Below are 24,145 nucleotides of genomic sequence, written 5' to 3'. Positions count from 1 at the left end.
ATTTTAAATATTAAATTCAAAACCTTGAATCGCAAGCTTAGCTTGCGTAGTAGTCTCAGGCAGACTCGAACTGCCGACCTCTACATTATCAGTGTAGCGCTCTAACCAGCTGAGCTATGAGACTGTCCTATTTATCAGAAGAATGATCCCGATTTTACTCAGGATCATCAACCGAAAAATATCTTGAATTGACAACTAAAACTAAAACTTCGTCTTTCCTTATAGTCGCGTCTTTAACTGCTATGCAGCAAAGCTCTAGAAAGGAGGTGTTCCAGCCGCACCTTCCGGTACGGCTACCTTGTTACGACTTAGCCCCAGTTACCGGTCTTACCCTAGGCCGCTCCTTGCGGTGACGGACTTCAGGTACCCCCAGCTTCCATGGCTTGACGGGCGGTGTGTACAAGGCCCGGGAACGTATTCACCGCATCATGGCTGATATGCGATTACTAGCGATTCCAGCTTCACGGGGTCGAGTTGCAGACCCCGATCCGAACTGTGATAGGTTTTATAGATTCGCTCCGCCTTGCGACGTGGCTGCTCTCTGTACCTACCATTGTAGCACGTGTGTGGCCCAGGACGTAAGGGCCGTGATGATTTGACGTCATCCCCACCTTCCTCACGGTTTGCACCGGCAGTCTTGCTAGAGTTCCCGACATTACTCGCTGGCAACTAACAACAGGGGTTGCGCTCGTTATAGGACTTAACCTGACACCTCACGGCACGAGCTGACGACAACCATGCAGCACCTTGTAATCTGTCCGAAGAAAAATCTGTTTCCAAATCTGTCAGACTACATTTAAGCCCTGGTAAGGTTCCTCGCGTATCATCGAATTAAACCACATGCTCCACCGCTTGTGCGGGCCCCCGTCAATTCCTTTGAGTTTCATTCTTGCGAACGTACTCCCCAGGTGGGTTACTTATCACTTTCGCTTGGCCACCCAGCCCTCAATTAGACCGGACAGCTAGTAACCATCGTTTACGGCGTGGACTACCAGGGTATCTAATCCTGTTCGCTCCCCACGCTTTCGTCCATCAGTGTCAATATATTGTTAGTAACCTGCCTTCGCAATCGGTATTCTATGTAATATCTATGCATTTCACCGCTACACTACATATTCTAGTTACTTCACAACAATTCAAGACTAACAGTATCAATGGCAATTCTACAGTTAAGCTGCAGACTTTCACCACTGACTTATTAGTCCACCTACGGACCCTTTAAACCCAATGATTCCGGATAACGCTTGCACCCTCCGTATTACCGCGGCTGCTGGCACGGAGTTAGCCGGTGCTTATTCTTACGGTACCGTCATCGTGCTACACGTAACACTTATTCTTCCCGTATAAAAGCAGTTTACAACCCATAGGGCAGTCTTCCTGCACGCGGCATGGCTGGATCAGGCTCCCGCCCATTGTCCAATATTCCTCACTGCTGCCTCCCGTAGGAGTCTGGTCCGTGTCTCAGTACCAGTGTGGGGGATCTCCCTCTCAGGACCCCTACCTATCGTTGCCTAGGTGTGCCGTTACCACACCTACTAGCTAATAGGACGCATGCTCATCTTGTACCGTAACCTTTACTATTAATACGATGCCATATCAATAGACTATGGAGGATTAATCCAAGTTTCCCTGGGCTATACTCCAGTACAAGGCAGATTGCATACGCGTTACGCACCCGTGCGCCACTCGTCAGCAAATTAGCAAGCTAATTCCTGTTACCGTTCGACTTGCATGTGTTAGGCCTGCCGCTAGCGTTCATCCTGAGCCAGGATCAAACTCTTCATCGTAGTATCTTAAATAATATTCCACGATATAAGGAAATTTAATCACACTTCATAAAGAAGCGCTCAAAATGGTCGTTCTAGTTTTAATTCAATTCCGATATAATATCGGAACGCGTTGTCAATTCAATATGTCAATTAACTTCTCCCCTAATTAAAGAAGATCATTTATCGTTAGATGTAAGGAATCGAACCTCTCTTTTTATTACCAAATCATCTCGTTTTCAATGTGCGTTGCTCTCCCTGAAAGCGGCTGCAAATATACAAACCTTTTTTCTTACCAAACAAATAAAAATTAAAGTTTTTTTTAAGCCGTTTTTTATGAAATCTTACAAAGAACTCAACCCGACTTTTTGCCGAAAATCGGGAGGCAAAGATACCACCCTTTTCCTTTACAAAACAAGCTTTTTTTAAACTTTATTTTTTGGCCCCGCCAAAAGGTATCAACAGCCTCTAAGCGAACATTTGTTTTCAATAAACAACCTAAAAGCTCACCTTAAGATTGTTTACTTGATCTGTATTTCTATGAACGTAAAACCGTTTTTTATATCCGATTTTGGAGGCGCAAATATAGAACGATTATCTAACCCCACAAGCACTTTTTTAAAGTATTTTTAAAATAATTCACTAACACCTTATTTACAATAAGTTACATTCTTAAAGTTTTTAAAAAAAGTTCTTTCTGCTGCAATTGGAATGCTTCAGTAGTAGAATAAAGAACAAAGAAGAGTTCTTCCGCTAGGGTATTTTCACGCTTATGGGTCTAAAAAACAATTCATCATTATAATATGACAACTGGGTAGTTCTATTTACTCATAATTCTACAGCGCTTTTACATTTGCTTCAGTATTCATTTAAAATCACAATCATGAAAACAACAGTTGTACTATTAATGACTTTTATCAGCTTAATCAGCTACTCTCAAGAAACGAGCTCTATCACAGTTACTATTAATAATGTCCCCAACGACAAAGGCATTGTAGGTTATGGACTTTATTCTAAAGATAATTTTATGGTAGCTGCTCCGATTAAAGCAGCAGAGAGCAACATCACCAACGGTAAGACTACTGTGACCTTTGAAGATGTTCCGCTGGGCACTTACGCTATCTTATGTTATCATGATAGTAACGGAAACGGCAAAATGGATTTTGAAACTAATGGAATGCCTACCGAAGCATACGGCGGATCGAATAATGTCATGGCTATGGGACCTCCACGATGGGAGGATTGTAAATTTGAATTGACTGAAAAACCTGTGGAGTTAGAAATTAGATTCTAAAAAAAGCAGGTAACTATTATGGTCTGAAATTCATTTATAATTATATAGAGAAAATCAATATGTCGCCCTATTTTTGAAATATAATTAGACACTATGACGATCACACAATTGAAATATGTTTTGGCAGTCGCCGAAAATCAAAACTTCACTAAGGCTGCGGAAAAGACATTTGTCACGCAGCCTACGCTAAGTATGCAAATTCAGAAATTAGAAGATGAGCTGGACATATTGATTTTTGACAGAAGCAAAAAACCTATCGAACTTACAGATATAGGAAGCAAAATCGTTACACAGGCACGTAATATTGTCAATGAGGCCAATCGTATTTCTGACATCGTTGACCAGCAAAAAGGTTTTATTGGTGGTGAGTTTAAACTCGGTGTAATCCCAACGGTGATGCCCACCTTACTCCCTATGTTTCTTCGGAATTTCATTAACCGATATCCTAAGGTTAAACTGAAGATCGAAGAATTACCTACTGACACTATTGTAGAACGCTTAGCCGAAGGGCATCTTGATGCGGCTATCGCAGCTACTCCGCTTCAGCTTGAAGACATAAAAGAGCGTCCTTTATATTATGAGCCTTTTGTTGCGTACGTTCCTGCAAATCATGCACTGCATAACATAGAGAAATTAACTACCGCAGATTTAGATCTTAATGACATGCTGTTATTAGAAGATGGGCACTGTTTTAGGGATGGAGTTGTGAATCTATGCAAGACCAATCGCAATTATGAAGAGGAGACTTTTTCATTAGAGAGCGGAAGTTTTGAAACTTTGGTAAGGCTGGCGAATGAAGGACTTGGTATGACGCTATTACCCTACTTGCATACTTTAGACATTAAAGACGAGGAGAAAAAGTATCTGCATCACTTTAAAGAACCAGCACCTGCTCGCGAAGTGAGTCTCTTGTATCATAAAAGCGAATTAAAAATGCAAATTATTGAAGCGTTACGCGCTACAATTGCCGGGGTGGTTAAAGGAGCAATAACCTTTCAAAACGTACAAATTATTAGTCCGTTGCCGCAAACGCAGGGAGCGTTTAGAAAATAAAGAAACTATTGGTTATTAAAAAAGCGACTCAAAATTGAGTCGCTTTTTTAATATTTAGTGCTAAGCGTTGAGATAAATCATACATTGATTAAGGTCTGGATTTGTTTTTACCAAATCTTCAATCCATTCTTTCAATTCCTCAATTTCATACGGTAGTAATCGCTTTGCTGCTTTTTGTAGTTCCTTGCAAAAAAGTACACTGTCAAAACTTACTTTTTTAAGAATAGTTTTGGTGTACTCAAACATTGCTCTTGCCATATTTGATTAGTTTAGGTTAAAATTTTTGTTAGGTAATTTTGGGCTATAAACAGGTTTTTTTAGGAATTCCGTTAAAAATAAGGCTTTAAATCAAAATAATATGTTAAAAATTTAAAATCCTATCGCTTTCCTAGAAGTTAAAATCTATTATCCCCATCAAGCAAATCCCCTAAACCTCCTAAGATGCTGCCTTCTCCTTTGTCTTTACCTCCCATTTGTGGAGCAGCAGCCCAAACGCGTTTTGCTAAACGGCTAAAAGGTAACGACTGGATGTAAACCGTTCCCGGCCCGGTCAGGGTTGCAAAGAAAACTCCTTCCCCTCCAAAAATGGTATTTTTTATCCCGCCAACAAACTCGATATCATAGTTAACCGTGTGGTCAAAACCAATGATACATCCGGTATCAACTTTTAGTTTTTCGCCAAGACCTAATTCTTTTTTATAAGTAGTTCCACCGGCGTGAACAAAGGCCATCCCATCTCCTTCTAATTTTTGCATGATAAACCCTTCTCCACCAAAGAGTCCACGACCTAGTTTTCTTGAAAATTCAATTCCTATAGACACGCCTTTAGCAGCGCATAAGAATGCATCTTTTTGACAGATAAACTTTCCTCCATTTTTAGTCAGATCAATAGGGATAATTTTACCCGGGTATGGTGAGGCAAAACTCACTTTTTTCTTCCCTACAATATCATTATAGAAAACCGTCATAAACATGCTCTCACCGGTAAGCAACCGTTTACCCGCCCCAAAGATCTTATTTAGTAAGCCTGAATCGTTTTTAGAACCATCACCAAATATAGTTTCCATCCTGATCCCGTCTTCCATCATCATAAACGTGCCGGCTTCGGCAATAACGCCCTCTTGAGGATCGAGTTCGATCTCTACGTATTGCATTTCTTCGCCGTAAATCTGGTAATCTATTTCGTGTGCTGTCATTATAATTTGATTTTTTTGATTTGATTGATACTACTTAATACGTAAGTGAATCGATTAAATTGTTACAAGCAATCTAAAGTCTTTAAACCAACCGTGCACTTTTGTCAGCTCTTCACCTTTACTGTCCACTCAAAATCAAAAGTGCTTACCACTACTCCATCTTCATTCATTCCTATACTTTGCATCCAGAATGTTTGCCCTTCGCCGGTGGCTATTGTCTTTTCAATTGCATCGGCGATTTTGTGACCATCTTTACATGTAAATATGATCTTGCCGGTAGCTTTTTTGGTAAAAGAAGCTTTATTGTTGGCTACAAGCATAGAGATCTTTTTACCGCTTTCTTTAATTTGATTGATCACCATCGCTCCCGTACTTAACTCTGCAGCCATCCCTTGCACTGCCCAAAACATCGAGTTGAATGGATTTTGATTAATCCATTTATGTTTAACACTCGTCTTACACGTAGTTTCTGAAATCTCTTTCACACGCACACCGCACAACCAGGCAGAAGGAAGCTTGAACATTATAAAACTGTTGAATTTACTAGGGGTAAGTGCCATAATTAAAGTATTGGTTCTTTCAAAAATAGGCTTAAGAAATGAGTTTGCTAAAGTTTTATTTTGTTAATAAATAGTTAAATTTAAGTACTATGCAATGCAAAATACCTGCTTTTGTATATATATTTGCATAAGAAAATAATAAGCAATGGAAAATAGCATAACCACCGGACAAAAAAATACCGCCACCTTTATTCACCTATCTGTATTTACTCAATTTATATTTCCGTTAGGAAATTTTATCGCGCCACTACTTATTTGGGCGGCTTTAAAGCGTGATTCGATATTTGTAGATAATCACGGTAGACGTGCTCTTAACTTTCAAATGAGCACTTTAGTCTATGCATTAGGTATTGTTCTTATTTCCATACCCTTTATTATTTATCAGATAATAAATATTGTAGACACTCAAGGCTATTTTGACCTAGAGACTCAATTTGACCATTTTGTATTGCCCAATGCCGCCGCTAGCGGATTGATCATTACAGCCTTAGTCTTTGGTCTATTACTATTAGCTTTATTTGTGGTCACCCTCTTTTCTGTAATCTCTGCAGCGGTGAGCGCCAGCAATGGCGAAGACTACAAGTACCCATTAACTATAAACTTTTTAAAACCTCGTTCTGTTTCTACTGTAGATTCAGCTTCAGACTCATCAACTGAGGTCAGCTAGGTTCATTTTAATACCGAGTGAAAATCACTCAAAACAATCAAATTAATTATTCCACTATGTGGACAAAAAACGAACAGTTATTAATCGCTTAACAATGAGAATCTATGAAGATTGAAAACACAAAGGCGCAGATGCGTAAAGGTGTTCTGGAGTATTGCATTCTTTCTATTTTAAAGGATGAAGATGCTTATGTAGCTGAAATACTAGACACACTTAAAGACGCTAAGTTGCTGGTAGTTGAAGGTACTATTTACCCCCTACTTACCAGACTTAAAAATGCCGGTTTATTGAGTTATCGCTGGGAAGAATCAACCAGCGGACCACCGCGTAAATATTATGGTTTAACCGAAACCGGAAAGCTCTTCTTAAATGAACTATCATCAACTTGGGACGACCTTCAGAAAGCCGTTCAACTGGTAACCACTCAAAAATCAAAAAACAATGAATAAGACAGTTAATATTAATCTCGCAGGCCTTTTCTTTCATGTAGATGAGCACGCCTATGCAAAATTGCAGCGCTATTTAGATGCGATAAAACGCTCTTTTACCGATGCACAAGGCCGTGAAGAAATCATTCAGGATATTGAAGCCCGCATCGCAGAGCTCTTTAATGAACGTGTTAAAAATGAACGTCAAGTCATTGGTATTACCGAAGTTGATGAAGTGATCAATATCATGGGGCAACCTGAAGATTACCGTATTGACGAGGAACTTTTTGAAGACGAACCAGTACATAATACGTATAGCAGCACAAAATCATCTTCAAAAAAGCTGTATCGCGACACAGATACTTCGTGGATTGGTGGTGTATGTACAGGTCTTGGCCACTATTTACAAATAGATGCTGTTTGGATCCGTATCGCTCTGGTATTACTGACGATATTTTCGTGGGGCGGATTCATTTTGATTTACGCGGCTTTCTGGATTTTTGTTCCAGAAGCACGTAGCACTGCCGAAAAATTGGAAATGCGGGGAAAGCCCGTCAACATAGACAATATTCAGCGTAAAGTAAAAGAAGGATTTGACACCGTTGCAGATTCTGTTAAAAATGTTGACTATGTTAAGTATGGAAACAAAGCTCGTAAAGGAGCAAATTCCCTTGCCGGTACGCTGGGCAAGATCATCATGTTTATCTTAAAAGTCTTTGTAAAGTTCATAGGTATTCTATTAGTACTTATAGGTGGTTCAACACTTATTGGTCTATTTGTAGGTTTATTTTCTGCAGGAACGTTAGATTTTCTTGATGGTAGTATTGCAGATTACGTAGATATGGTCAACACCTCGGGCGCTCCCCTATGGTTATTGAGTTTACTAACCTTTTTTGCAGTGGGAATTCCATTTTTTATGCTCTTTTATCTGGGGCTGCGCATTTTAGTAAATACATTAAAACGTATTCCTGTTGTTGCTAAATTAACGATGCTTGGTGTTTGGTTTGTGGCGATAATGGCACTTGCAGTTTTAGGTGTAAGACAAGGAATGGCAACAGCAGTTGAAGGCGAGTCTATGGTTTCTGAAGTGCTTCCTATAAAAGCCGGCGACACCCTAAGCATAAAAATGATCACTCAAAATCAATATGGTGCTTACAAATACCATAACGACAGCTGGAAAATTCGTACTGATTCCGAAGGAAATAAAGTACTGTATAACCGTGATGTGAATTTAAGTGTTCAAAAAAGCGACTCTCCTGAGGCAAAACTTATGATCAGAAAGTCTGCTCAAGGAAATTCATATGACGCCGCTCAAGACCGTGCTGCCAATATTGTATATCATTTTGAAATGGACGGAAACACGTTGCTTCTTGATAACTATTTCATTAGCGGAATCAAAAATAAATACCGCAGTCAGGAAGTAGATTTAATTCTTGCTATTCCTGAAGGCACTGTATTATTCACTGATAAAAACATCGAGAGTTATCACAGAAACAGATATTCAGATTTATTAAATTATGAGCACGTGGGTTACCATACACTTATGAATAATGCTGAATTGACCTGCCTTGATTGCCCTGAAGAACCTATTGAGGAGCTCGAAGAACTAGAGGAAATTGAAGAATCTCAATGGAAAGCTGATGAGGCAGAACAAGACACGCTAACGACAGGGACTGTTTATGAATATAAATCTGAAGCTAAGCCTAAAAAAGATGGAGTTGCTGTACGACCAGAAGTTCAAAACGATACAGTTTTAAAAGTGTTAGACACGATCAACTAAGGAAACTCAAAGATTATCGTATCCTTGACGGAACCATTAAAATATCAATCAAAAATCAACAGTTATGACTACATTAATTAAACTTTTCATCAGCGGTTTTGCCGCCCTAATGCTCACTTCTTGCGATTTTAATTTGCAAATGGGACAAATTGAAGGTAACGGTAACGTAGTTACCCAAGACCTAAATCTTACTCAAGATTTTACACGTGTGCACAGCAGCAACGGCTGGGATGTGATACTTGAAAAAGGCAGTAGCTATAAGGTAGTTGCAGAAGTAGACGACAATCTTTTAGAATATCTTGACGTGCATTATGAAGGAAGCACCTTACGTATTGAATCTACAGACAACTCAAATATTGGTAATGCAAGCTCAAGACTCATTCACGTAACTTATGTACAACCTTTAGAAGCCATTAAAGCAAGTAGCGCCTCTAATATAACCGCAGCAGAGGTGCTTACCGGCGATAAGATCAATCTTGATGTATCTAGCGCAGCTACGGTTAAATTAGGCTTAGATATCAGAGATGTTGAAGCAGATGCCAGCAGTGCCGGAACGCTTAGCCTAAATGGTCAGGCACAGCGTCTAGATTTTGATGCAAGCTCTGCTGCTACGATCAATGCAAAAGATCTTAAAGCTGAATTTTGCAATGCCGAAGCTTCTAGCGCAGGAAGTATACGCACTTATGTTTCAAAAGAAATCACCACAAATGCTTCCAGCGGTGGAGATATTGACTATTGGGGAGAACCTCAACAAGTTGCGGTTAACGAGAGTTCGGGAGGAAGCGTTAGTAAAAAATAGCAATCTGTTTTGCTACTAACGCCGGACTATGACTTTTAGGCAAACTGTCTAGAATTAGCAGAAATCCAACAATATGTAAAATCCCTTTTGGCATCGTCCATAAGGGATTTTATTATATTTGAAGCTTTTCAAAAACATACCGTTGACCTTCTTCAAATTTATACGTTATAAAAACTTGCTTTTAATAGCACTTACGCAGATTTTGGTGCATTATGGCTTTTTAAAAGCACTTGATCTTCCTACTGCACTTTCTGATCTCAATTTTTTTATACTTAGTCTTGCAACCCTATTCATCGCGGCTGCCGGATATATCATTAATGACATTCAAGATGTGGTGATAGACCGTATTAACAAGCCTAATAAAACCTATATCCCCGCACCTTTTTCTCAAAATAGTGCTTTTAATTATTATTTAGTTTTAAATATCAGCGGCGTAGGTTTAGGATTTCTTTTAAGTTACCGAATGGGCTTTGGTAATTTTGCCACCCTTTTCGTACTGATTTCTGCCCTACTCTATGTATATGCCAATTTTCTAAAGCGCGTACTGCTTATTGGTAATCTTATCGTAAGCGCAATTGTGGCTTCGGCGATTGGTATCGTGATGATCTTCGATGCCATCCCCGTACTTCAGGGCAATGAACAACAACTTGTCAATCCGCTTTCGGTGCTTAAAGATTATGCAGTATTTGCGTTGATGCTCAACTTTCTTCGGGAAATCGTTAAAGATATCGAAGACGCTATTGGCGACTACGCAGCAGGTATTCAGTCGTTACCCATTCTTTTAGGTTTAGAACGCACTGCAAAACTTTCGGCATATATTGCAGTGATTTACATTTTTACCGTTCTGGGTTATATTTATGTGTACTTGCAAGCCAACGTCTGGATCTCCTTGTATCTTGTTATCGCGATCGTCATACCCTTAGTGTTTTTTTGTATAAAAGCACGCTATGCCGAAAAACATAAACACTTCAGCTTTCTCTCAAAATTATTAAAGTTTATTATGCTTCTGGGAATCCTATCTTTGGGTGTGCTTACACTTACTTTAAAATATTAAAGATGAATAAAGCATTATACATAAAAAATTGGAATAAGGGTGGCAATTCATATGTTCTCAAAGGTAATCCTAAAAATAAATGGGTGGGATTTCAAGAATCTGTAATAACCCAACTGTCAAACAAATTCGAAGATTTCAATATTGTTATCTGGACAGATAGAGAAATGGAGGATGATTACTATTGTATTCCTTTCTCGTCGTTAAGACATTTATTTACAAAAGAACATCAAACAACTGGTAAATACCAAAATCGCTGGACGGCTATAATCATCAACCACTCATTCCAGATGCACAGTAATAAAAATTATGCGGTTGACGTATCGAAATATTATTCGGCGGAACTTTTAAAAGAAAATAGGCTAATTTTAGACGAAGACTATTTTATAGAAAATGCAAGAGCTGAAATAAACATACGAATTGGACAGTCGAAATTTAGAAAAAATGTCCTCTCGAACTTTTATAACAAATGCGCACTAACTGGTATTAGTGAAAAAAATCTTCTAGTAGCAAGCCACATTATACCTTGGTCATTAAACAAAAATGTAAGAGGCGATGTCACCAATGGGATTGCTCTTTACTGTGAAATCGACAAACTATTTGATCAAGGATATATCTCTTTCTCAAATGACTTTAAAGTTATTTTATCTCCAAAGATTAAAAATCTATCAGAACAATTGAGAAATAAAATAGAACCATTAAACAATCTACCCCTACAACCATCACGCAAACAACCAAATATAGAATTCTTAGAATTTCATAGAAAGAATATATTACAATAACCCCTATGCTAGCAAACTTACTCCGCGACAAAAAACTCATCTTAGCCTCGCAATCGCCCCGTCGTCAAGAACTGCTCAAATCTTTAGAAGTTCCTTTTGAAATTAGGCTAAAACCTATTGACGAAAGCTACCCTGACGGAATGCAGCCTGCACAGATCGCTGAATATATCGCCAAGAAAAAGGCTGAAGCTTTTAGTGCGCAGCTTACCGCAGATGAGATTTTGATTACCGGAGACACTTTAGTTTTTAAAAACAATAAAGCTTTAGGAAAGCCAAAAGATGCTATCGAAGCTAAAGAAATGCTTCAGTTGTTGAGCGACACGCATCACGAGGTAATCTCTTCTGTTTGTGTGACTACCGCGCAACAGCAATTAGTCGCACACGATTCTGCTAAGGTGTATTTCAGAGCCTTTACCGCTGCAGAAATAGCGCATTATATTGACACTTACAAACCTTTTGACAAAGCCGGAGCATACGGAATTCAAGAATGGATAGGCCACATCGCCCTTCAGAAATTAGAAGGTTCGTATAACACCGTTATGGGCTTGCCTACACAAAAATTATACGATTTGCTTCAGGAGCTTCTTGCGGCGTAATTTTTGATACAGCTTCAGCAAAAAACTTAAGGATTTCTACGATACCACTGAAGTTTTGTATTTTGTTAAACAAACCGAAAACCAAAGTATAGAGGTAGCGTTTTAGCTATCTTTGAACGTGATCCTTCAACTACAAAACATCCTAAAATATGCGCTTTTTATTCGTTTTTCTATGTTGCATTTCGCTGCAAGTACAAGCTCAAAAGCCAAAAAAGCCCACTTCTTCTGAAATTTTTGAGCAAATAAAAAGTCTCAATTTTTTAGGTACCGCACTTTATCTGGCGGCACATCCCGATGATGAGAATACTGCAATGATCTCGTATCTCGCAAATGAGGTTCATGCAAGAACGGGTTACCTTTCGCTTACACGTGGCGATGGAGGTCAGAATTTAATAGGTCCGGAAATCAGAGAACTTCTTGGAGTGATTCGTACACAAGAACTGCTTGCAGCACGCCGCACCGACGGCGGTGAGCAACGTTTTACCCGCGCAAATGATTTTGGCTATTCTAAGAATCCAGAAGAGACATTAACCTTCTGGGAGCAGGATGAAGTTTTAAAAGATGTGGTTTGGGCCATTCGCAATTTTCAGCCGGATATCATTATCAACCGTTTTGACCATCGTTCTCCCGGAAGCACGCACGGGCATCACACGCTTTCTGCGATGCTGAGCGTTGCTGCCTTTGATAAGGTGGGCGACCCCAATGTTTTTCCTGAGCAACTGGACTTAACTAACACCTGGCAGCCTAAACGTCTTTTTTTCAACACCTCTTGGTGGTTTTATGGAAGCCGTGAAAAATTTGAAGCAGCAGACAAAAGCAATCTGGTTTCGGTTGATGTAGGAAGCTATTATCCTGCATACGGACTCAGCAATACAGAGATTTCTGCATTGAGTCGCAGTCAGCACAAATCGCAAGGTTTTGGTAATACCGGAACTCGCGGAGAACAGGTGGAGTACCTCGAACTTCTTAAAGGAGATCTTCCGGCAAATGGAAATCTTTTTGAAGGAATTGATACCAGCTGGAATCGTGTTCAGGGCGGAGCAGCTATCGGTGCTATCTTGATGAATGTTCAAAAGAATTATGATTTTCAGAATCCTTCAGCAAGCCTTCCGCAGTTGATCAAAGCCTATGATTTGATTACAAAACTAGAAGATTCATATTGGCGCACTTTAAAAACCAAACAAATTACCGAAGTTATAAAAGCTTGTGCCGGTTTGTACCTCGAAGCCGCTACACACACCCAGACTGCCATTGCGCAACAAAATATCGTGGTAAGTGTTGAAGCAATTAACCGAAGCACTTTTCCTATCCGCTTAGAGCAGATCACCTTGCTTCCTGAAGAAAAGGAGTTTAAGACGGCTGTTGATCTCGATCAAAATGAAACCTTCAAAACAGATTTGACTATCAATACCGTAGATGCTGCGCTCACCACTGCCTATTGGCTAACGGAAGAAGGCTCAGTCGGAATGTACAATGTAGACGATCAAAAACTGATAGGTTTACCCGAAACACCTCGAAAATTCAAAGCGGTTTTTCATTTAACTATGAATGGTGTTAGCATCCCAATCACGACTGAACTAGTCTACAAATACAATGATCGTGTGGATGGCGAAGTCTATGAACCTTTTGAAATTGTGCCAAAAGCTTCGGTAGCTGTTAAAGACCCCGTTATTATTTTCGCGGATGCGCAGCCAAAAACCATTCAAACAGATGTAACTGCTTTTATTGATAATTTGGAAGCAATCGTTGCCTTAAATGTTCCTACAGATTGGAAAGTAAGCGCTCCACAAAAAATACAAATCAGTCAAAAGGGAGAAACTAAAAGTCTATCCTTTACTGTCACTCCGCCTAAAAGTGCTAGTGAAGGCGAATTACAACCTGAGTTGACCATTAATGGTGAGCGTATTACTGATAAGGTCGTAAAAATTGATTATGATCACATCCCGCTACAAACCTTAGTTTTACCATCACAGAACAAATTAGTGCGTCTGGATATTGCAAAAAAAGGCAGCTACATTGGCTATATTGCCGGCGCCGGTGATGTGATCCCAGAGAGTTTGCGTCAGATAGGGTATCAAGTTGCCGAAATAGCTCCGGTAGAAATAACTGCAGAAAATTTAAAGAATTTTGATGCGGTGGTGATGGGCGTGCGCGCCTATAATGTCGTTGAAGAACTACAATACAAACAGCGTATTTTACTCAACTATGTTGAAAACGGCGGAACTATGGTCGTTCAATACAACACCGCACGTGGTTTTAGCTTTGAAAATTTAGGTCCGTACCCGCTGCATTTAAGCAGCGATCGCGTAACCGATGAATTTGCCGATGTTACTATTTTAGATCCTGACGCCGAAATTTTAAATTACCCCAACAAGATCACAGAGAAAGACTTTGAAGGTTGGGTACAAGAACGCGGTTTATATTTCCCTGACACCTATGACGAGGCGTATAAGCCTGTACTTTCTATACACGATAAAAACGAAGATCCCAGCGAGGGAAGCTTGCTCATCTCAAAATACGGGAAAGGTCACTATATTTATACGGGTTTGAGTTTTTTTAGAGAACTTCCCGCTGGCGTTTCCGGAGCATATAGATTGTTTGCTAATATGCTTTCAGTGGGCAAAAACAACGAGAAAATAAAACAATGATGCAACCTAAAAAAGAAGGCTGGTCAAAATATTACACCTTGGTTTTGGTGATGAATGCCGTATATATCGTGCTGTTCTTTTTATTAATGAATTACTACACCGCTTAATATGCAAACAATTGACTGGATTGTACTGGTAGTTACACTCGCATTTATTGTGTTGTATGGGGTTTACAGAACCCGCGGTCGTCGCAATGTGCAGGATTATATACGCGGTGGTAACGAGTCAAAATGGTGGTCTGTAGGGCTTTCAGTAATGGCAACTCAAGCCAGTGCGATCACATTTTTATCTACTCCCGGGCAAGCCTACAATGATGGTCTGGGGTTTGTTCAGTTCTATTTTGGGTTACCCATAGCCATTATTATTATCTGTATATTCTTTATCCCCATATATTATAAGCTGAATGTTTATACGGCTTATGAATATCTTGAAAGCAGGTTTGACCTCAGAGTACGTTCCCTAGCTTCTGCATTGTTTTTGCTATCTCGCGGCTTGGCTGCAGGGATCACAATCTTTGCTCCATCAATTATTCTTTCGGCGGTTTTAGGATGGGATTTGAATACGCTGAACATCATCATCGGGTTGCTCGTGGTTATTTACACGATTTCCGGCGGAACAAAAGCCGTAACAGTTACCCAAAAACAACAAATGGGAATTATTTTCTCAGGAATGTTCGTTGCGTTTTTTCTAATCATAAGTTACTTACCCGAAGACATCAACTTTAACAACGCGTTAGAAATTGCCGGCGCAAGCGGAAAGCTTAACGTGCTGGATTTTTCTTTTGATTTTGAAAACAGATATACTTTTTGGAGCGGAATTCTAGGCGGAACTTTTTTAATGCTTTCCTATTTTGGAACCGACCAAAGCCAAGTGCAGCGCTACCTCAGCGGAAAATCACTACGCGAAATGCAGCTGGGTATGATCTTCAATGGATTGCTAAAAGTGCCTATGCAGTTTTTTATTCTTCTGGTTGGAGTGATGGTTTTTGTGTTTTATCAATTTAATCCTACACCGCTTAATTTTAACCCCGCAGCGACCAAAGCTGTTCATGGGACTCCCTTTGAAAAAGAATACAACGGTTTACAGGTTAAGCTCAACGAATTACGTTCTGATAAATCAGAATTGAGTCATCTTTTGGTCACTGATCCTCAGGCAGAAGTTACCGCGCAAACAGGTAGCACTGTAAGCGCCAAAACAGCGCTGGCTAATATCAACAATGAGGAAAATAAATTGAGAGATCAGGGACGTATGCTCATTGGTCTTGCCGATAAAAATGTGGAGACTAACGACAAAGATTATGTTTTCATTCATTTTATCCTCAACAACCTCCCGCGTGGATTGATTGGATTGCTACTTGCGGTTATTCTATCTGCTGCAATGTCTTCTACAGCTTCAGAACTTAATGCACTGGCGGCAACCACAACGGTTGACTTTTACCGGCGTAATCTTAAAGAGGATCGGGATGAAGCCCACTTTGTAGATGCTGCAAAATGGTTTACCCTCAGTTGGGGAATTCTCGCCATTTTAATCGCGTGTACGGCAAACCTTTTTGATAATCTCATTCAGCTGGTCAACATCATTGGTTCTCTGTTCTATGGAACCATTTTAGGGATTTTTATGTCTGCATTCTTTATTAAAAAGATCAAATCGCGCGCAGTATTTATTGGTGCTATCGTCACCCAATTAATCGTATTTGCGTTGTTTGGTCTTGATAAATTTGAAATCATCAGACTGCCTTATTTATGGCTCAACGTTGTAGGTTGTGCTTCGGTGATTGCTTGGAGTCTTTTGGTTCAAAGCACCTCAAAAACTGGTACGACTGCCGCTTAACGAAAAAAATCAATATTATGAAAACCATTAGATGGGGAATCCTAGGCTTGGGAAAAATTGCCAACAGCTTCGCCACAGATTTGCAACAGGTTGAAGGCTCTGTGCTTTATGCCGTTGCCTCACGTTCTCAAGATAAGGCAGATCATTTTGGCGCTGAGTACAATGCCACACAGTGCTACAACAGCTATGAGCAACTGGTAAAAGATCCTAATGTAGATGCGGTGTATATCGCTACTCCGCATGTGCGGCACCATCAGGATACCTTGCTTTGTTTACAGCATAAAAAGGCGGTTTTGTGCGAAAAACCTTTTGCCATGAATCGCCAACAAGTTGAAGAAATGATAACAACGGCTCAAACCAATGATACGTTGTTGATGGAAGCGTTGTGGACGCGCTTTATGCCGCATTTTAATTTTGTACAGAAGGAATTGGAAAGCGGACGCTATGGCGCGGTTAAAACCCTAGCAGCCGATTTTTGTTTTGAAGCCGAATTTAACCCGGAAGGGCGCTTATTTAATAAAGCACTAGGGGGCGGATCGCTGCTTGATATTGGCATCTATCCTATTTTTTGCGCACTTGCCCTCTTTGGAAAACCTGATCATATCGAAGCAAAAGCCAAAATTGGAAAGACAGGGGTTGATGAAGAAACCGAAATGACCTTTAAATATAACTCCGGAATTTCAGCTTTTTTAAGTTCTAGTATTTTAAAGAAAACCCCAACCACAGCAACACTTGTTTGCGAAAAAGGAATGCTCATCTTAAACAGTCGTTTTCATCAAACTGATAAGGTAACAACAATTCTTGAGGGCTCTAAAATCGAACACGATTTTGCATACACCGGCAAAGGCTACTATTTTGAAATCGAACATTTTGCTGAGCTCCTTCGACAGGAGAAAAAAGAGAGTCCGTTGATGAGTTACGCCTTCAGCAGATTGCTCATCAGTACGCTTGATGAAGTCCGTGAGCTGATCAACCTTCAATATGTATAAACTGACTCAAAGCAACTCTAAAAAACCGCAGAGCAAAATCTAAATAATTCTGAAAATAGCACCAACAAAAAAGCCGGGGATTACCCGGCTTTTATAATTAGCATTAGATGTGGCTTACATCCCACCCCATTCTTTAAGTGAATCGGTATTCATTTTTACGTAATCAGCATTGCCTGCTGCTTTAGCTCCTGCTAAAGATGCCTTCGCCGCCTCAATAGCTCCTTTTTTATCTCCGGCTTTGGCTAAGATCAAAGACTGCTGACGTAATTGCCAGAATCGCGGAGTTTCGGTTTTTGCCATCGCTTCATCCATCCACGTTTTTGCTTGTTGAATATCTTTGCCACTGTTTAAGTAATACACTGCTGCATTATAATAATCTCCCGCCGATGGTCCCTGAAGCGCTTGCTCAATATTGGCCATTACTTCTGCATCAGTATTCACCGAGAATTTTACCGGTACAATAGTGTTGTCCCATAAAAAGCTCATTACAGCGCTATCTGCCATAACATCATCGATCACTATGGTAAACGTTTCCATATTCATAGACATTTCAATGGGTTCTACCATCGTACGCAATGCGATTTTGCTATCCTCAAACTCGGTGATCAACGGGTTGCTGTGATCAGTATAAAAAACTACTTCCCACATATCTTCACCGGGCACGGTATAAACACTATAAGTACCTGCAGCCAACTCTTTATCTGCGATACGCACAGGTTTATCTACCGTAAACTTTGTTGTTGCATTAGCACCGGTACGCCAGATCTTTCCATAAGGAACTAAGTTACCCACGATCTCGCGGCCGCGTCTGTTAGGTCTAGAGTAGTCTACAGATACCTCGGTAAGTCCCACTGTTTGGGTCAACGTGGCGTGAGCACTCGCAGCCGGGGTTTGAATTTGCGCCTGAGTCAAAGCACTCAAAGCTAGAAAACAAGAAAGGATTATTTTTTTCATTTTAAAACAATTAATTAGTAGTGTGTTTAAATTCAATTCATTAACCTGTAATTTACTTAAAAAATAAATAGAATTACAACGTTATAACTTGAGCTACCAAATTACGATTTAAGTCGGTTTTAAAATTTAAGATTTGTTTATTTTTTGAATCTAAATTGCTTCCGGAAGTCCAAATCCACGAGGCTTTTAATTGAAAAATAATTACAGTTCGTGACAAGCTTCAACCTCAAAAATTCTTTGATTGGATTTTAAATTGAAGTATTTCGGAAGAACCTTTTAAAATCAACTTTAATTTTTGTTTAACTCAATAGTCTTTTCGTTAAACAAAATAGCCTTTATATTTACTTAAAAATCAATAGAAACGGTTTAGAAGCTAGTTTACTCCTAATCCGTTTTATTGAAAAGTTTGAAATGCTATGAAAATTTACACCTTACACACCAAACAAAACCTGCCCATTAGCTTAGAAAAAGCGTGGAGTTTTCTTTCTGATCCTAAAAATCTAAAAGTAATCACACCAGATTATATGGGTTTTGAAATCTTATCGGGCGCAGATCGCCCAATGTTTCCGGGTCAGATTATTCAGTATAATGTGACGCCTATTGCCGGTATCAACACGAAGTGGGTGACAGAGATCACACACGTAAAACATATGGAGTATTTTGTAGATGAACAGCGTTTTGGTCCCTATTCGTTATGGCATCACAAACACTTTTTAAAAGAAATTCCGGGAGGTGTGGAAATGGAAGATATTGTGGATTATAAGGTTCCGGCAGGGATCTTAGGACAATTGGTGCAGCCTTTTTTAGTGAAACCCAAACTGCAGGAGATTTTTGAATACAGAGAACAAAAACTCACAGAACTATTTGGTACCTACACGAAACCCCAAGGGAATTTAGAGGGCATTTCAAGAGAAGATATCTTAAATTAAAATTACTATGAAAAAGAATATACTACTTATTGGAGGCTCTCACGGAATCGGCAAGAGCATCATTGAAACTTTAGACAGTGACTACACGATTTATGTTGCGTCACGTACTGAAGAAGATTTACCCGAAAATGTTACCCACATCAAGTATGATGTAACTCAAGACGCCTTAGACACCGAAACGCTTCCGGATGTTTTAGACGGATTTGTATACTGTCCCGGTTCTATTAATCTGAAGCCTTTTAAAATGCTTTCTGAAGAAACCTTTAACGAAGATCTTCAGTTAAACTTTATGGGACTTATTAAATCGTTGAAAGCAGTTGAGGATCGTTTGAAAAAATCAGATCAGGCGAGTTTGGTGTTTTTCAGCACGGTAGCCGTAAAAATGGGTATGCCTTTTCATACCAGCGTTGCAGCAGCCAAAGGAGCTATTGAGGGTTTCGCCAAAGCGCTTGCGGCAGAATATGCACCCCAATATAGGGTCAACGTGATCGCACCCAGCCTGACCGATACACCACTAGCTTCTCGCCTACTGGGCAATGAAAAGAAAAAAGAAAAGATGGATGAACGTCATCCGCTGAAACGTGTGGGAACACCGCAGGATATTGCTAAGGTGGCCGCATTTTTACTCAGTGAAGAAAGCAGCTGGGTAACCGGTCAAATTCTTGGTATTGATGGCGGAATATCTACCTTAAACATTCACTAAAATAATCCTAAAGTAAGTCCACAAGACTTTCGACAGGAACAAATTTTTAATTTCGAGGCCGACTTAAAGGATCTTAAAGCCTTGACAAAGCCTAAAAAATAATTTATGAGTACAGTTTCAATATTTTGGTTCCGCAGGGATCTAAGGTTAGATGATAATGTAGGTTTTTTAGAAGCATTAAAAGGCGCACATCCGGTTTTACCCATTTTCATTTTTGACAAGGAAATCTTAACCGAACTGCCACAAGACGATGCCCGCGTGACATTCATTTATGAAACGCTTCAGAAAATGCGCAACGAATTACAGGAAGATCACGGCAGTTCACTAGCGTTATTTTACGGTAAGCCCGAAACTGTATGGAAACAACTCATTAAGGACTACGATATTGACACGGTATATACCAACCACGATTATGAACCTTATGCCCTTGAGCGTGATGAGCAAATAAAAAAGTTGCTCAAAAAGGAAGATATCGACTTTAAAACATACAAAGATCAGGCGATTTTTGAAAAAGATGAAGTGGTCAAAGGCGATGGAGATCCTTATGTGGTGTACACCCCTTACAAAAATAAATGGCAGGAAATTTTTGATGAAGACGAGCATCTAAAAATTCATTACACCAGTCAGCATATAGAAAATCTAATCCAGAACAGCAGATTGCCCAATCTTGATCTGAGCGATATGGGCTTTAAAAAGTCTTCTATTGAAATACCGGAGTATGATGTCACCCCGACCTTGATACAGAATTATGAAGATACCCGTAATTTCCCTGCACAGGATGGCACATCGCATTTGGGTCCGCATTTGCGTTTTGGTACGGTGAGTGTTCGCAAAATGGTAAAAAAAGCAATTGCCGAAAAAAACACGGTTTTCTGGAGCGAACTTATTTGGCGCGAATTCTTTATGCAGATTCTATATCATTATCCTAAAACGGTAAATAATGCCTTTAGATCAAAATATGACCGTATTGAATGGCGCAACAATAAAAAAGAATTTGAAAAATGGAAAAAAGGAGAAACCGGTTATTTGCTAGTTGATGCGGGAATGCGTCAACTCAACGCGACCGGCTATATGCATAATCGCGTGCGTATGCTGGTAGCGAGTTTTTTATGCAAACACCTATTGATCGATTGGCGCTGGGGCGAAGCCTATTTTGCCGAAAAACTTCTGGATTATGAGCAATCAAGTAATGTAGGTAACTGGCAATGGGCAGCCGGAAGCGGTGTAGATGCAGCGCCTTATTTTAGAATTTTCAACCCGATGACACAGGTCGATAAGTTTGATAAAGACAAAAAATACATCAAAGAGTTTGTGCCGGAATTTGATACCGATGATTATCCCGAAAAAATGGTAGACCATAAAGAGGCTCGGGAGCGCTGTCTCAAAACGTATAAAGCTGCGGTATCCTAATGCTAAAAATTCCTAAACCTTTATTAAGCAATACTTAAATCGCAAAAAACTACGCTTTTGCACTTTTATCTTTACCTAAAAGAAAATTACTATGAAAAAGCTTGTTTTACTATTGGCGCTAGGCGCAATGATTTTATCCTCAGCTTCTTGCTCTAGCTATCGTACCTCTAGAAATGCTAATAATAGTGCACCCGGCCAGGTCAAAAAAGTATATGGAGCTCAAAGTGCAAAAGCTTTTGCTCCGGGACAACAAAAAAAGAAAAACAAGAATAAGAAGAATTAGGTGGTCATCCCTAGTCTAATAAGTAACGGAAAACTAAACTTGCGTATGACCGCATTTCCCCAAGTTGCGTCAACATCTTTATTGATCAATTCAAGCGGATTCTGACCGTTTGCCTTTATATAATGCTTAACCGCAGACCACGTGTTCAAATAATTTAGAAACTGAGCTTTGGTCCAACGGACTTCCATCTCAAATTTTGGAACGGTAATTTCTTGAAAAGGAAAGGGAATCGTCTGGTAATGTTCATCAAGATACCGCCGCTCAGGATCCCAATACTTGTCGGTAATGTTTTTATAAAAATGCTGAATCACTTCGTTTAATTTTCCTGAAGTTTCAAAAACCGAATATCCTATCACCGCTACGATACCGTGAGGTGCTAAGTGTACTTTTACATTCGCATAGAATTTGTCAAAATCAAACCAATGAATTGCCTGAGCAACAGTAATAAGATCAAATTTTGCATCGTAATCAAATGCTGATTCTGATGTTTGAACTCGATACGTTATATTCTTCAGCTGTGGCGCTTCGGCAATTTGCTGCGGGCTCAAGTCGGTTGCCAAAACATTTTGAAACTTTGTTGCAAGCTCAACAGCGACTTGCCCATTACCGGTCGCAACATCCCAAGCATTTAATTTTTCCGGAAGTAAATCATACAAAAATTCGAATAGCGCTTTTGGGTACTTAGGTCTGAACTTTGCATAATCTTGTGCGTGGTTTGAAAAATTATCTTTCATAATAAGCGTTTACATACTTCGTAAATAACCGGCGTTAACCAAGTCTTCTAAAGCATTTACAGTTTTCAATTTTCCATCCTTTAAAACAAGGTTGCGATCTGCCAGTTGCCACACATCCTGATAGTAATGATCAGTGAGTAAAATACCTTTTTTTGATTTTAACGAACTTAAAAACTCGTGGATCAATTCTTTGAACAAAGGCTCAACCATAGAAAAAGGTTCGTCGAGCAAAAGAAATGGATGCTTTAAATTACCAACGATCAAAACCTCGAGATAGCGCCGCTCGCCTAAAGAAAGTTCGTTTACTTTACGATTTGCGATTTTAGACATTCGTGGCGCTCTAAAAATTAAATCTTGTGCTGCCCCTTCAAAATATCTGGGAATTAAATCCCAAACTTTTGAGGATTGCGATAAAAAACTGAATTGTGGTAAATACCCAATAAGTTCATTGGCGACAATAGGGTTTTTATTCCAAAAGTGTTTCCTGACGGAATACTGCGTTTCGTTGACCTTTATAGTTCCGGTTTTAGCAGTTTGAGTACCGAATAGAATGGTGAGCAACGTGCTTTTCCCGCTACCATTTCGCCCAAAAACTCCTAAAATCTCTCCGGTTGCCAACTGAAAATTTACAGATTCTAGAATTGGTTTCTTCCCGAAACTTTTGCTAATGTTATTAACTTGCAATAGCGCCAAGGCGTACCAATTTTAAAATTATAAATGAAACTAGTAAAAGTACGGGGGTCAGCGCCAGATTAACCAACCAAGTAGTCCCTATCAATTTCAGCTTAGTATATCCCAGATTGTAATATCCATAGAATTCTTCCTTTTGATAATAATGAAACATCAACAATCCTACGGGAGTGCCTAAGATCCCAAAGAGCACGGTTGCACTGGTTAAACTTCCTATGGGAATGCAGACCAACGCAAACAATGCAGCAAAACGGGTAATATCACGATAAAATTTCCACATATATTGGCTTCTTTTTAAAAATAACTATTTAAAACCTTTGCGTTACCTCGGGTTACTGATTTTTTAAGGTGAATTTAAACTAGTTTTCAATGCTATGCCGTATTTTGGCATTTTATCAAAACCCTTACACAATGACAATATTCGTAGATATGGACGAGGTGATCGCCGATACTTATCAGGCGCACATTGACCTCTACAACAACAAATACAACGCAACTCTTAAAAAAGAAGACTGCTTAGGTCACGAAGTGTGGCAAATGGTGCCCGAGCCTCATCAAGGTTATGTGCGCAATCACGCCAATGAGCGTGGCTTTTTTATTGATCTGAAAGTGATGAAAGACAGCCAGGAGGTTATGCGTGAACTACACGACAAACACGACTTATATATTGCTTCTGCAGCTATGCAATTTAAAACCAGCCTTGAGGAAAAAGCAGATTGGCTTGATAAACATTTCCCTTTTATTCCGTGGCAAAATCGCATTTTGTGCGGTCATAAACACGTGCTACGCGGTGATGTTTTAATAGATGATCGCTCTTACAATTTAGCAGCTTTTGAAGGTCGTGGTATTCAATTTACCTCACCACACAATGTAAATACTAACGGTTTTGACCGTGCCGATACCTGGCAGGATATCGCTGATTTATTACTGTAACTGGTTAGAACTATATAAAACAAAAAAATCTCGGCTTGTTACCGAGATTTTTTTGTTTGTATACGTTTTC

Annotated in this window: 24 protein-coding genes, 1 tRNA gene and 1 rRNA gene; 17 read left to right on the top strand and 9 right to left on the bottom strand. The window is 39.6% G+C overall.

The annotated features are described in order from the left end of the window. Window positions 1-50: 50 nt before the first annotated feature. Both HCN54_RS04205 and HCN54_RS04200 read right to left on the bottom strand, forming a co-directional pair. Window positions 51-124 (bottom strand) — tRNA-Ile (locus HCN54_RS04205). Window positions 125-259: 135 nt separating this feature from the next. Next, window positions 260-1,787 (bottom strand): 16S ribosomal RNA (locus tag HCN54_RS04200). Between the two features lie 862 nt (window positions 1,788-2,649). Between HCN54_RS04200 and HCN54_RS04195 the strand changes: the two genes are divergently transcribed. Together HCN54_RS04195 and HCN54_RS04190 are read left to right on the top strand one after the other, a co-directional pair. Next, the gene (locus HCN54_RS04195) at window positions 2,650-3,060 is read left to right on the top strand and encodes a DUF2141 domain-containing protein (RefSeq protein WP_167596672.1); all 411 of its coding nucleotides are present in this window, start codon (window positions 2,650-2,652) and stop codon (window positions 3,058-3,060) included. Between the two features lie 93 nt (window positions 3,061-3,153). Further along, complete coding sequence (locus tag HCN54_RS04190; protein ID WP_072984892.1) at window positions 3,154-4,113, top strand: LysR family transcriptional regulator; 960 nt, start codon at window positions 3,154-3,156, stop codon at window positions 4,111-4,113. Window positions 4,114-4,173: 60 nt separating this feature from the next. Here HCN54_RS04190 and HCN54_RS04185 read toward each other — a convergent pair whose 3' ends face one another. From HCN54_RS04185 to HCN54_RS04175, 3 genes are all read right to left on the bottom strand, one after another. Then, window positions 4,174-4,371: a hypothetical protein gene (locus HCN54_RS04185; protein ID WP_072984890.1), complete on the bottom strand. Its 198-nt coding sequence runs from the start codon at window positions 4,369-4,371 to the stop codon at window positions 4,174-4,176. Window positions 4,372-4,508: 137 nt separating this feature from the next. After that, complete coding sequence (locus tag HCN54_RS04180) at window positions 4,509-5,309, bottom strand: TIGR00266 family protein (protein ID WP_167596671.1); 801 nt, start codon at window positions 5,307-5,309, stop codon at window positions 4,509-4,511. 104 nt (window positions 5,310-5,413) lie between these two features. After that, window positions 5,414-5,869, bottom strand: coding sequence for a DUF4442 domain-containing protein (locus tag HCN54_RS04175; protein ID WP_167596670.1), 456 nt, complete (start codon window positions 5,867-5,869; stop codon window positions 5,414-5,416). A gap of 145 nt (window positions 5,870-6,014) precedes the next feature. On the opposite strand from HCN54_RS04175, the gene HCN54_RS04170 reads away from it, so the two are divergent. The 10 genes from HCN54_RS04170 to HCN54_RS04125 all read left to right on the top strand — a co-directional run bounded on the left by HCN54_RS04170 (window position 6,015) and on the right by HCN54_RS04125 (window position 17,439). Next, window positions 6,015-6,536: a DUF4870 domain-containing protein gene (locus HCN54_RS04170; protein WP_167596669.1), complete on the top strand. Its 522-nt coding sequence runs from the start codon at window positions 6,015-6,017 to the stop codon at window positions 6,534-6,536. Window positions 6,537-6,640: 104 nt separating this feature from the next. Beyond that, a complete protein-coding gene (locus tag HCN54_RS04165; RefSeq protein WP_072984882.1) occupies window positions 6,641-6,985 on the top strand; it encodes a PadR family transcriptional regulator in 345 nt (114 codons plus the stop codon). Continuing rightward, window positions 6,978-8,744, top strand: coding sequence for a PspC domain-containing protein (locus HCN54_RS04160; RefSeq protein WP_167596668.1), 1,767 nt, complete (start codon window positions 6,978-6,980; stop codon window positions 8,742-8,744). Before HCN54_RS04165 ends, HCN54_RS04160 begins: the two co-directional genes overlap by 8 nt. Window positions 8,745-8,808: 64 nt before the next feature. Next, window positions 8,809-9,543, top strand: coding sequence for a head GIN domain-containing protein (locus HCN54_RS04155; protein WP_167596667.1), 735 nt, complete (start codon window positions 8,809-8,811; stop codon window positions 9,541-9,543). A gap of 118 nt (window positions 9,544-9,661) precedes the next feature. Further along, window positions 9,662-10,597 (top strand): geranylgeranylglycerol-phosphate geranylgeranyltransferase, encoded by a 936-nt coding sequence (locus HCN54_RS04150; RefSeq protein ID WP_410503579.1) that lies wholly within the window; start codon window positions 9,662-9,664, stop codon window positions 10,595-10,597. Between the two features lie 2 nt (window positions 10,598-10,599). Continuing rightward, complete coding sequence (locus tag HCN54_RS04145) at window positions 10,600-11,376, top strand: HNH endonuclease (protein ID WP_167596665.1); 777 nt, start codon at window positions 10,600-10,602, stop codon at window positions 11,374-11,376. A 5-nt stretch (window positions 11,377-11,381) separates the two neighbouring features. Continuing rightward, window positions 11,382-11,972 carry a Maf family nucleotide pyrophosphatase gene (locus HCN54_RS04140; protein ID WP_167596664.1) on the top strand — a complete coding sequence of 197 codons (591 nt, stop codon included), beginning with the start codon at window positions 11,382-11,384 and terminating at the stop codon, window positions 11,970-11,972. 149 nt (window positions 11,973-12,121) lie between these two features. Next, on the top strand, window positions 12,122-14,620 hold the full coding sequence (locus HCN54_RS04135) for a PIG-L family deacetylase (protein WP_167596663.1): 2,499 nt from the start codon (window positions 12,122-12,124) through the stop codon (window positions 14,618-14,620). A gap of 108 nt (window positions 14,621-14,728) precedes the next feature. Continuing rightward, window positions 14,729-16,450 (top strand): sodium:solute symporter, encoded by a 1,722-nt coding sequence (locus tag HCN54_RS04130; protein WP_167596662.1) that lies wholly within the window; start codon window positions 14,729-14,731, stop codon window positions 16,448-16,450. A gap of 17 nt (window positions 16,451-16,467) precedes the next feature. After that, window positions 16,468-17,439, top strand: a complete 972-nt coding sequence (locus HCN54_RS04125) for a Gfo/Idh/MocA family protein (RefSeq protein WP_167596661.1) — start codon at window positions 16,468-16,470, stop codon at window positions 17,437-17,439. Between the two features lie 114 nt (window positions 17,440-17,553). On the opposite strand, the gene HCN54_RS04120 is transcribed toward HCN54_RS04125, so the two are convergent. Then, window positions 17,554-18,393, bottom strand: coding sequence for a DUF2911 domain-containing protein (locus HCN54_RS04120; protein ID WP_167596660.1), 840 nt, complete (start codon window positions 18,391-18,393; stop codon window positions 17,554-17,556). Window positions 18,394-18,809: 416 nt separating this feature from the next. Here HCN54_RS04120 and HCN54_RS04115 point away from each other — a divergent pair, with 416 nt between their 5' ends. The 4 genes from HCN54_RS04115 (at window position 18,810) to HCN54_RS04100 (ending at window position 21,718) form a co-directional block, all read left to right on the top strand. Next, on the top strand, window positions 18,810-19,322 hold the full coding sequence (locus HCN54_RS04115; RefSeq protein ID WP_167596659.1) for an SRPBCC family protein: 513 nt from the start codon (window positions 18,810-18,812) through the stop codon (window positions 19,320-19,322). Window positions 19,323-19,329: 7 nt separating this feature from the next. Beyond that, on the top strand, window positions 19,330-20,025 hold the full coding sequence (locus tag HCN54_RS04110; protein ID WP_167596658.1) for an SDR family NAD(P)-dependent oxidoreductase: 696 nt from the start codon (window positions 19,330-19,332) through the stop codon (window positions 20,023-20,025). Window positions 20,026-20,130: 105 nt separating this feature from the next. Then, complete coding sequence (locus HCN54_RS04105) at window positions 20,131-21,435, top strand: cryptochrome/photolyase family protein (RefSeq protein WP_167596657.1); 1,305 nt, start codon at window positions 20,131-20,133, stop codon at window positions 21,433-21,435. Window positions 21,436-21,526: 91 nt separating this feature from the next. After that, window positions 21,527-21,718 carry a hypothetical protein gene (locus HCN54_RS04100; protein WP_072984858.1) on the top strand — a complete coding sequence of 64 codons (192 nt, stop codon included), beginning with the start codon at window positions 21,527-21,529 and terminating at the stop codon, window positions 21,716-21,718. Here the strand turns inward: HCN54_RS04100 and HCN54_RS04095 are convergent. From HCN54_RS04095 to HCN54_RS04085, 3 genes are read right to left on the bottom strand one after another with little or no spacing between them, the layout of a single operon-like run. After that, a complete protein-coding gene (locus HCN54_RS04095; RefSeq protein ID WP_167596656.1) occupies window positions 21,715-22,452 on the bottom strand; it encodes a class I SAM-dependent methyltransferase in 738 nt (245 codons plus the stop codon). The two genes, HCN54_RS04100 and HCN54_RS04095, sit on opposite strands and share 4 nt — an antisense overlap. A 9-nt stretch (window positions 22,453-22,461) precedes the next feature. After that, window positions 22,462-23,145 carry an ATP-binding cassette domain-containing protein gene (locus tag HCN54_RS04090; RefSeq protein ID WP_167596655.1) on the bottom strand — a complete coding sequence of 228 codons (684 nt, stop codon included), beginning with the start codon at window positions 23,143-23,145 and terminating at the stop codon, window positions 22,462-22,464. Then, a complete protein-coding gene (locus tag HCN54_RS04085) occupies window positions 23,126-23,422 on the bottom strand; it encodes a hypothetical protein (RefSeq protein ID WP_167596654.1) in 297 nt (98 codons plus the stop codon). Before HCN54_RS04085 ends, HCN54_RS04090 begins: the two co-directional genes overlap by 20 nt. 131 nt (window positions 23,423-23,553) lie before the next feature. On the opposite strand from HCN54_RS04085, the gene HCN54_RS04080 reads away from it, so the two are divergent. Then, window positions 23,554-24,075 carry a 5' nucleotidase, NT5C type gene (locus HCN54_RS04080; protein ID WP_072984850.1) on the top strand — a complete coding sequence of 174 codons (522 nt, stop codon included), beginning with the start codon at window positions 23,554-23,556 and terminating at the stop codon, window positions 24,073-24,075. Window positions 24,076-24,145 lie beyond the last annotated feature (70 nt).

This window comes from Leeuwenhoekiella sp. ZYFB001, assembly GCF_011784865.1.
GTDB lineage: Bacteria > Bacteroidota > Bacteroidia > Flavobacteriales > Flavobacteriaceae > Leeuwenhoekiella > Leeuwenhoekiella palythoae.
Note: the sequence above shows the minus strand (reverse complement) of the source record. Positions and strands in the feature narration are given on the sequence as shown.

What these genes read in the sequence shown, in the direction of transcription:
- HCN54_RS04100 (WP_072984858.1), top strand. Translation starts at nt 21,527, where the DNA reads ATGAAAAAGCTTGTTTTACTATTGGCGCTAGGCGCAATGATTTTATCC.
- HCN54_RS04190 (WP_072984892.1), top strand. Translation starts at nt 3,154, where the DNA reads ATGACGATCACACAATTGAAATATGTTTTGGCAGTCGCCGAAAATCAA.
- HCN54_RS04080 (WP_072984850.1), top strand. Translation starts at nt 23,554, where the DNA reads ATGACAATATTCGTAGATATGGACGAGGTGATCGCCGATACTTATCAG.
- HCN54_RS04120 (WP_167596660.1), bottom strand. Translation starts at nt 18,393, where the DNA reads ATGAAAAAAATAATCCTTTCTTGTTTTCTAGCTTTGAGTGCTTTGACT.
- HCN54_RS04145 (WP_167596665.1), top strand. Translation starts at nt 10,600, where the DNA reads ATGAATAAAGCATTATACATAAAAAATTGGAATAAGGGTGGCAATTCA.
- HCN54_RS04185 (WP_072984890.1), bottom strand. Translation starts at nt 4,371, where the DNA reads ATGGCAAGAGCAATGTTTGAGTACACCAAAACTATTCTTAAAAAAGTA.
- HCN54_RS04165 (WP_072984882.1), top strand. Translation starts at nt 6,641, where the DNA reads ATGAAGATTGAAAACACAAAGGCGCAGATGCGTAAAGGTGTTCTGGAG.
- HCN54_RS04095 (WP_167596656.1), bottom strand. Translation starts at nt 22,452, where the DNA reads ATGAAAGATAATTTTTCAAACCACGCACAAGATTATGCAAAGTTCAGA.
- HCN54_RS04175 (WP_167596670.1), bottom strand. Translation starts at nt 5,869, where the DNA reads ATGGCACTTACCCCTAGTAAATTCAACAGTTTTATAATGTTCAAGCTT.
- HCN54_RS04160 (WP_167596668.1), top strand. Translation starts at nt 6,978, where the DNA reads ATGAATAAGACAGTTAATATTAATCTCGCAGGCCTTTTCTTTCATGTA.
- HCN54_RS04105 (WP_167596657.1), top strand. Translation starts at nt 20,131, where the DNA reads ATGAGTACAGTTTCAATATTTTGGTTCCGCAGGGATCTAAGGTTAGAT.
- HCN54_RS04155 (WP_167596667.1), top strand. Translation starts at nt 8,809, where the DNA reads ATGACTACATTAATTAAACTTTTCATCAGCGGTTTTGCCGCCCTAATG.
- HCN54_RS04140 (WP_167596664.1), top strand. Translation starts at nt 11,382, where the DNA reads ATGCTAGCAAACTTACTCCGCGACAAAAAACTCATCTTAGCCTCGCAA.
- HCN54_RS04125 (WP_167596661.1), top strand. Translation starts at nt 16,468, where the DNA reads ATGAAAACCATTAGATGGGGAATCCTAGGCTTGGGAAAAATTGCCAAC.
- HCN54_RS04195 (WP_167596672.1), top strand. Translation starts at nt 2,650, where the DNA reads ATGAAAACAACAGTTGTACTATTAATGACTTTTATCAGCTTAATCAGC.
- HCN54_RS04130 (WP_167596662.1), top strand. Translation starts at nt 14,729, where the DNA reads ATGCAAACAATTGACTGGATTGTACTGGTAGTTACACTCGCATTTATT.
- HCN54_RS04170 (WP_167596669.1), top strand. Translation starts at nt 6,015, where the DNA reads ATGGAAAATAGCATAACCACCGGACAAAAAAATACCGCCACCTTTATT.
- HCN54_RS04115 (WP_167596659.1), top strand. Translation starts at nt 18,810, where the DNA reads ATGAAAATTTACACCTTACACACCAAACAAAACCTGCCCATTAGCTTA.
- HCN54_RS04180 (WP_167596671.1), bottom strand. Translation starts at nt 5,309, where the DNA reads ATGACAGCACACGAAATAGATTACCAGATTTACGGCGAAGAAATGCAA.
- HCN54_RS04110 (WP_167596658.1), top strand. Translation starts at nt 19,330, where the DNA reads ATGAAAAAGAATATACTACTTATTGGAGGCTCTCACGGAATCGGCAAG.
- HCN54_RS04135 (WP_167596663.1), top strand. Translation starts at nt 12,122, where the DNA reads ATGCGCTTTTTATTCGTTTTTCTATGTTGCATTTCGCTGCAAGTACAA.
- HCN54_RS04085 (WP_167596654.1), bottom strand. Translation starts at nt 23,422, where the DNA reads ATGTGGAAATTTTATCGTGATATTACCCGTTTTGCTGCATTGTTTGCG.